Origin of the sequence: Streptomyces sp. NPDC006435 (genome assembly GCF_040612315.1) — a bacterium.
In the GTDB taxonomy this organism is placed as follows: domain Bacteria; phylum Actinomycetota; class Actinomycetes; order Streptomycetales; family Streptomycetaceae; genus Streptomyces.
Genome location: NZ_JBEXPY010000011.1, coordinates 68,348 through 75,179, shown reverse-complemented (window position 1 = coordinate 75,179; position 6,832 = coordinate 68,348). Strand labels below are relative to the sequence as shown.

Genomic DNA, 6,832 nt, shown 5'->3' with positions numbered 1-6,832 from the left:
GGCGAACCGGGTGGCGTGCCGGGTCACGTCGTGGTTGGAGAGCACCCAGGTGGTGGGGGCGCCGACCGGGCGCATCGCGTCGAGCGACCGCGGGGCACCGGCCGGCGACTGCGATTCATATGGACCAGATGGTGATCATCTCTTTCGTACGACGACGAAGTCCGCGAGCGCCGTGAGCTGCGCCCGCACGGTCTGCGGCATGTCGACCCGGTGCAGCGCCTCGATGGCGACCGCGTGCTGTCGACGGGCCTCCTGGGCGGTCCACTCGCGGCCGCCCGCCTCCTCGATGAGTGCCGCGCGGGCGGCGAACTCCTCTTCGGAGAAGCTGTCGAAATCGCTGCTCTTGGCGTCGGCCGCGAGCAGTTCGCCCAGGCGTTCCGAGGCCGGGCCGCCCGCGGCGAGCGCGGCGACCACCGGCAGCGACTTCTTGCGCTGGCGCAGGTCGCTCCAGGTCTGCTTGCCGGTGGACTCGGGGTCGCCCCAGATGCCGAGCAGGTCGTCGACGGCCTGGAAGGCGAGGCCGAGGTGGTACCCGTACGCCTCCAGGGTGTCGGCGGTGCGGTCGTCGGCGCCGCCGAGCACCGCGCCGATGGAGCAGGCACAGGCGAGCAGGGCGCCGGTCTTGTTGCCCTCCATCTCCAGGCACTCCTCGACGGTGACCCGCTCGCGGTGCTCGTAGGAGATGTCCTGGGCCTGTCCGTCGATGAGCTTGCGGCTGGCGGCGGTCAGCCGGCGCGTGGCGCGGCCCGCCTCGACGGTGCCGAGCTCCAGCAGGATCTCGTTGGCGAGCGCGAAGAGCGCGTCGCCGACCAGGATCGCCTGGGCGGGGCCGTGCACCTTCCAGACCGTGTCGCGGTGCCGGCGCTGCTCGTCGCCGTCCATCAGGTCGTCGTGCAGCAGCGAGAAGTTGTGCACGAGTTCGACGGCCACGGCGCCGGGGATCCCGGCCTCGGCCGCGGCTCCGGCCGCCTCCGCGGACAGCAGGGCGAGCGCCGGGCGGACGGCCTTGCCGCCGTCGCCCTCGGCCGCCCGTCCCTGGGCGTCGATCCAGCCGAAGTGATAGGCGGCGACGGTGTCCATGGGCGGTGCGAGCCGGTCGACGGCGGCCCGGAGCACCGGCGTGGAAAGGGCCCGTCCGCGCTCCAGAAGCGCGGTGACGTCCATGGTGTCGGCCACGGTGTCGAAAGCCGGATTCGCCGGGGTCACTGACTCTCCTCTTGTTCCGGTGGTACTGCTCATGCCGCCTCCTGCAGCGGATGTTCATGGGAGCGGCCGAGCGCCCTCAACGCGGCGGACGCGGCGCTGAATCCACTGCGCACGGCACCCTCCATCGTCGCGGGCCAGCCGGTGGCCGTCCATGCTCCGGCCAGGCACAGGCCGGGGGCGCGGGTGGCGGCGCCGGGCCTCAGCCGGCCGACCCCGGGGGCGGGGGCGAAGGTCGCCGTGCGCTCCCGGGTGACGAAGAAGTCCTGGACACCGGCCCCGCGGGCGGCCGGCAGGAGCCGCTCCAGCTCGGGCAGGTAGCGCCTGCGCAGTTCGGCGACGGGGAGGTCGATCTCCTCGTGCGCGGCGGACTGGGACAGGGCGAGGTACTGGCCGGGGCCGGTGAGCCCCGAGGCGTCGGTGCGGTCGAAGACCCACTGGACCGGGGAGCCGAGCGCGGTGAAGAAGGGGCGGCGCAGCACCTTGCGGTCGTAGACGACGTGCACGTTGAGGATCGGCGAGGTGCCGATCTCCAGGAGCCTGTCCGGTTCGTCGAGCGCGCCCCCGGGCAGCAGTCCGTGGGCCTCGCGCTGCGGGACGGCGAGGACGACGGTGTCGGCCCCGAGGCGTTCGCCGTCGACGTCGACGGTCCAACCGCCGCCCTCCGCACGGGTGATGGCGGTGGCCTTGGCGCGCAGTTCGGTACGTACTCCGACGGCGTCGAGGGCCTCGCGGGCCAGCCCGTCGTGGATCTCGCCCAGGGGCACGCCCGCCCAGGCGATGTCGGCGGCGCCGGGGTCGGAGAGCAGCCCGGTCTTGAACACCTTCGCGGCCAGGGCCAGCGAGGAGTCGGGCGCGGTGGCGTTGAGCGTGGCGACGCCCACCAGGTCCCAGAGGGCCTCGACGGTGCGCGGCGACTGGCCGTGCCGGGCGAGCCAGCTGCCGAAGTCCACGGTGTCGAGCGCCGGATCGTCCGGGTCCAGGCGGCCGAGGGCCAGTGCGGCGCGCCCGACGCCCGCCCGTTCGGCGAGCGAGAGGTGCGGGTAGCCGGCGAGCCCGGCGGCGAGGTGGAACGGCACCGGCAGCGCGTTGCGGCGCAGTCGTCCCAGTCGGGGGCCCGAGGGGCGTCCGACGTCGAGAACGGGCACGTCCAAACGGTTTTGCAGGGGGGCCAGCCGGGCGCCGCCGACCCGGTCGAGAAACCACTGGTAGGCGGTGCAGCAGCGCAGGTAGACGTGCTGGCCGTTGTCGATCGTCAGTTCGCCGCGCCGGAAGGAGAAGACGAGGCCGCCGAGGCGGGGCCGTCCTTCGAGGAGGGTCACCGCCAGTCCGGCGTCGGCGAGGCGCAGCGCCGCGGTGATCCCGGCGAGCCCGCCCCCGATCACGACCGCACGGGAGGAACGCGGGGTGCCGTTCGTCATGCGTCCTCCTTTCGTCGGGTCACTTCAGTCAGGGACGCGTCGGAACCGCAGAGGGTTGACCGCTCAACGATTGTGTCCGTGCTGCACATGGTGCGCGAGATCTCCGTACGGCGCATCAGACACGCCCCCGGCCGGTCCGCCGGGAGACGTACCGGGTGTCGAGGCCCGACAGCCCGCGCACCGCGACGTACGCCTTCTCGTGGCCCGGCAGCGAGACCCGGCCGCGCAGGACTGCCTCGGGGTCGCGCTCGATCCGGTCGAGCAGTCTGCGGTAGATGCCCGCCATGGCCGCGACGCACGCACCGCTGCGCCGGTCGAGCATGGGCAGCAGCCGGTAGCCCTCGGCGAACAGCGTGCGGGCCCGGCGCACCTCGAAGTGGACCAGTCCCGCGAAGTCGGCGCCCTGCGGCGGGGTGGCCCGGTGGAACCCCGCCGAGCAGCCGAACTTGGCGAGGTCGTCGGAGGGCAGGTACGTGCGCCCGTTGCCCGCGTCCTCGCGGACGTCGCGCAGGATGTTGGTGAGCTGGAGCGCGAGGCCGAGCGTGTCGGCGTACTCCGCGGCCCGGTCGGCGCCCGGCGCGCCGGGTTCCGTGCCGAAGACGCCGAGGCTGAGGCGGCCGATGGCGCCCGCGACGCAGCGGCAGTAGACCTTGAGGTCGTCCCAGGTCTCGTACGTCGCTCCGCGCACGTCCATCAGCACGCCGTCGATCAGTTCGTCGAGCCCGCCGAGCGGGAGCGGGAACCTGCGCGCGGCGTCGGCGAGCGCGACGGCCACCGGGTCGGTGTCGTCCTCGTCCACCTCGCCGGCCCGGATCCGGTCCAGCACGGCACGGGTGCCCTCCAGCCGGGTCCGCTTGGTCTCCGGATCGAGCTCGCCGTCACCGATGTCGTCGACACGACGGGAGAAGGCGTACAACGCCGACATGGCGTGCCGCTTCGCGGCCGGCAGCAGTCTGATGCCGTACGCGAAGTTGCGCGCCTGCTGTCCGGTGACCGCCTCGCAGTAACTGTATGCGGCCTGTACCGGTGCCGACATGTACGTCGTCTGACCCTCCACGGTCCGGCTCACCCCTCTCTACGCGCTCTTCGCAGGACAACTCCCACCTCGCGCAGCAGGCCGGGCCTGGTGGGCTTGGGCGGTCCGGGCAGTACGTCGAACCCGGCGGTCGTGATCGCGGCGAGGGCCGCGCGCCCTCCGCCCACGAATCCGGCGAGGAGCAGCTTGAGCCTGCCGTGCACGCTGCCCACCAGGGGGATGCCCTCGTCCAGCAGCTGCCGGGCGCGCTCCGCCTCGTAAGCGACCAGGGAACGCACCGAAGCGTTCCCCGAGGGGGCTGCCAGATCGGCCTCGTCGACGCGGAACCGCGCCATGTCCTCGGCGGGCAGGTAGATCCGGTCGCGGCCGAGGTCCTCGGTGACGTCCTGGAGGTGCTCGATGATCTGCAGGGCCGTGCAGACGGCGTCGGAACGGCGGATGCGTTCGGGGCTGGCGGTCCCGGTGACCTGCAGGACCAGCCGTCCGACGGGGTTGGCGGACAGTTCGCAGTAGGCGAGGAGCTCGTCGTACGTCCCGTAGCGGCGGACCCGCTGGTCCTGCCGGTTCGCCTCGACGAGGCCGAGGAAGGGTTCGGGGGTGAGTCCGCGGCGCCGCACGGTGGGGCGCAGTCCGCGCAGCAGGGGGTGGCGGGGACCGTCGCCCGTGGTGTCGAAGACCCGGTGGAGGTCGGCCTCGAAGGCGTCGAGCACGGCGAGCCGGTCGTCGGCCGCCGCCGGGTCCAGGCCGAGGTGGCGGGCGTCCGCCCCGCCCTCGGCGAGGTCGCCGTCGCCGATGTCGTCGACGAGGCGGGCGAAGCCGTACAGGGCCATCAGGTCGTCCCGCCAGGCCTTGGGCAGGAAGAAGGGGGCCACGGGGAAGTTCTCGTCGGCGGCCTTGTCGAGGGTGCCGGGCGCCGTGGTGCCGGGGTGCGCCTGCGGGGTGAGGGTCACCGGCGGCCGCCCGGTGCGGGGACGGCGTGAGCACCTCGGAGCTGGAGATCTTCCGTCATTGCCGTCACATCTCCCGTTCTACACTGCTGACCCAAAACATCCCATTCCGGACACGCCGCCCGCTCTGCCGAGTGCGGAGCACTGCCTACGAGCCGTACGGCCAGGCGGTATCGCCCCACTTGCCTCGAATCAGCACCAGTACAGCTTACGTTGTACAACGCTCATCCATACGGCGGGGTTCGAGGCGCATCGCGCCGGTACCCCCCGCCCCGCCAACCTTCCCCGCACCCACGGGGATTGACGTCATCCGCCGGTAGGAGATCTTGCCCCGGACATGCTGCCGGGCGCACGGAACCACGGCGATCGTCCATGATCTGGACAACAGGACGGCCCCTGCCGGAATCCTCCGGCAGAGGCCGCCACGCCGTCGCGGGACCGCGGGAACGCCTACTTCCCGGTCTCGCGCTCGTACGCCTTGAGCACCTCGTCCGTGGGGCCGTCCATCAGCAGTTCGCCCTTTTCCAGCCACAGGACCCGGTCGCAGGTGTCCCTGATGGACTTGTTGCTGTGGCTGACCAGGAAGACGGTGCCCGCCTCCTTGCGGAGCTCCCTGATGCGCTTCTCGGAGCGGATCTGGAACTTGCGGTCACCGGTCGCCAGCGCCTCGTCGATCATGAGGACGTCGTGGTTCTTCGCGGCGGCGATGGAGAAGCGCAGCCGGGCGGCCATGCCGGAGGAGTACGTGCGCATCGGCAGGGTGATGAAGTCGCCCTTCTCGTTGATGCCGGAGAAGTCGACGATCCCCTGGTAGCGCTCGCGGATCTCCTCGCGGGACATGCCCATCGCGAGGCCGCCGAGCACCACGTTGCGCTCGCCGGTCAGATCGCTCATCAGTGCCGCGTTCACGCCGAGCAGCGAGGGCTGGCCGTCGGTGTAGACCTTGCCCTTCTCGGTCGGCAGCAGCCCGGCGATGGCCCGCAGCAGCGTGGACTTGCCGGAGCCGTTGGTCCCGATGAGGCCGATCGCCTCGCCCCGGTAGGCGGTGAAGGTGACGCCGCGCACGGCGTGCACCTTGCGCACCCCGCGCGCCTCGCCCTTGCCGCGGCGCAGTATCCGGCTCAGCGCCGCGGTGGCACTGCCCCTGCCGCCGCCCGCGCCGTTCACCCGGTAGACGATGTGCACATCGTCGGCGATGACGGTGGGGACGCGCCCCTGGGTCTTGTCGTCAGCCACGGCCGTACCGTTCCTCTGCCTTCCAGAAGTACACGAAGCCCACCAGGCCGACGACGAGCGCCCAGGCCAGCGCCACCATCCAGACGTGCGCCGGCAGGTTCTCCGTGCCGTACCCGTCGATCAGCGCGAAGCGGATCAGATCCATGTAGACGGCCGCCGGGTTGTACTGGAGGACGTCGGCGATCCAGGCCGGCTTGTCCTTGAGCATCACCGGGATGGAGAACATGACGCCCGACGCGTACATCCAGGTCCGCATGACGAACGGCATCAGCTGGGCGAGGTCGGGGGTCTTGCTGCCGAGCCGGGCCATGATCAGCGCCAGGCCGGTGTTGAAGACGAACTGCATGGCCAGCGCCGGGATGATCAGCAGCCAGGACGGGCTCGGGTAACTGCCGAAGACCACGGCCACGACCCCGAGCACGATCATCGAGAACAGCAGTTGCTGGAGCTGCTGCAGCGAGAACGAGACGGGCAGCGAGGCACGCGGGAAGTGCAGCGCCCGGACCAGGCCCAGGTTGCCGGAGATCGCCCGCACGCCCGCCATCACCGAGCTCTGGGTGAAGGTGAAGACGAAGACCCCGGTCACCAGGAACGGGATGAAGACCTCCTGGGTCATTCCCTTCCGGGTGCCCAGGATCAGTCCGAAGATCAAGTAGTAGACCAGGGCGTTGAGCAGCGGGGTCGCCACCTGCCACAGCTGGCCCAGCTTCGCCTGGCTGTACTGGGCGGTCAGCTTCGCCCTGGAGAACGCCATGATGAAGTGGCGCCGGCCCCAGAGCTGCCGGATGTACTCGAAGAGCCCCGGCCGGGCGCCGCTCACCGTGAGGCCGTACTTGGCGGCCAGCTCTGCCGGACTCAGACCGTCGTCGGCGGATGGTGGGGTGCTCAGGGCGACCGCACCATCAGGGGTTGTGTCACTCACCAGATGAAACTCTCGTATTCAAGATGCGCAGCCAGTCGCGGGCGCGGCTCGGAGCGGACAGGTCCCG

Annotated in this window: 6 protein-coding genes; all 6 read right to left on the bottom strand. The window is 71.4% G+C overall.

From position 1 onward, the window contains the following. Window positions 1-135: 135 nt before the first annotated feature. Window positions 136-1,239, bottom strand: coding sequence for a polyprenyl synthetase family protein (locus ABZZ04_RS14240; protein WP_356932481.1), 1,104 nt, complete (start codon window positions 1,237-1,239; stop codon window positions 136-138). Then, window positions 1,236-2,624, bottom strand: coding sequence for a hydroxysqualene dehydroxylase HpnE (gene hpnE, locus ABZZ04_RS14235; RefSeq protein ID WP_356932480.1), 1,389 nt, complete (start codon window positions 2,622-2,624; stop codon window positions 1,236-1,238). Before hpnE ends, ABZZ04_RS14240 begins: the two co-directional genes overlap by 4 nt. Before the next feature lie 115 nt (window positions 2,625-2,739). Further along, window positions 2,740-3,660, bottom strand: a complete 921-nt coding sequence (hpnD, locus tag ABZZ04_RS14230; protein WP_356932479.1) for a presqualene diphosphate synthase HpnD — start codon at window positions 3,658-3,660, stop codon at window positions 2,740-2,742. Window positions 3,661-3,689: 29 nt separating this feature from the next. Beyond that, window positions 3,690-4,610 carry a squalene synthase HpnC gene (hpnC, locus tag ABZZ04_RS14225; RefSeq protein ID WP_356932478.1) on the bottom strand — a complete coding sequence of 307 codons (921 nt, stop codon included), beginning with the start codon at window positions 4,608-4,610 and terminating at the stop codon, window positions 3,690-3,692. A 447-nt stretch (window positions 4,611-5,057) separates the two neighbouring features. Further along, complete coding sequence (locus tag ABZZ04_RS14220) at window positions 5,058-5,843, bottom strand: ABC transporter ATP-binding protein (protein WP_148840905.1); 786 nt, start codon at window positions 5,841-5,843, stop codon at window positions 5,058-5,060. Beyond that, on the bottom strand, window positions 5,836-6,765 hold the full coding sequence (locus ABZZ04_RS14215) for an ABC transporter permease (RefSeq protein WP_356932477.1): 930 nt from the start codon (window positions 6,763-6,765) through the stop codon (window positions 5,836-5,838). Before ABZZ04_RS14215 ends, ABZZ04_RS14220 begins: the two co-directional genes overlap by 8 nt. Window positions 6,766-6,832: the final 67 nt, after the last annotated feature.

Bases quoted from the DNA above. Each gene is read 5' to 3' on its own strand.
- ABZZ04_RS14240 (WP_356932481.1), bottom strand. From the start codon at position 1,239: ATGAGCAGTACCACCGGAACAAGAGGAGAGTCAGTGACCCCGGCGAAT.
- hpnE (WP_356932480.1), bottom strand. From the start codon at position 2,624: ATGACGAACGGCACCCCGCGTTCCTCCCGTGCGGTCGTGATCGGGGGC.
- hpnD (WP_356932479.1), bottom strand. From the start codon at position 3,660: ATGTCGGCACCGGTACAGGCCGCATACAGTTACTGCGAGGCGGTCACC.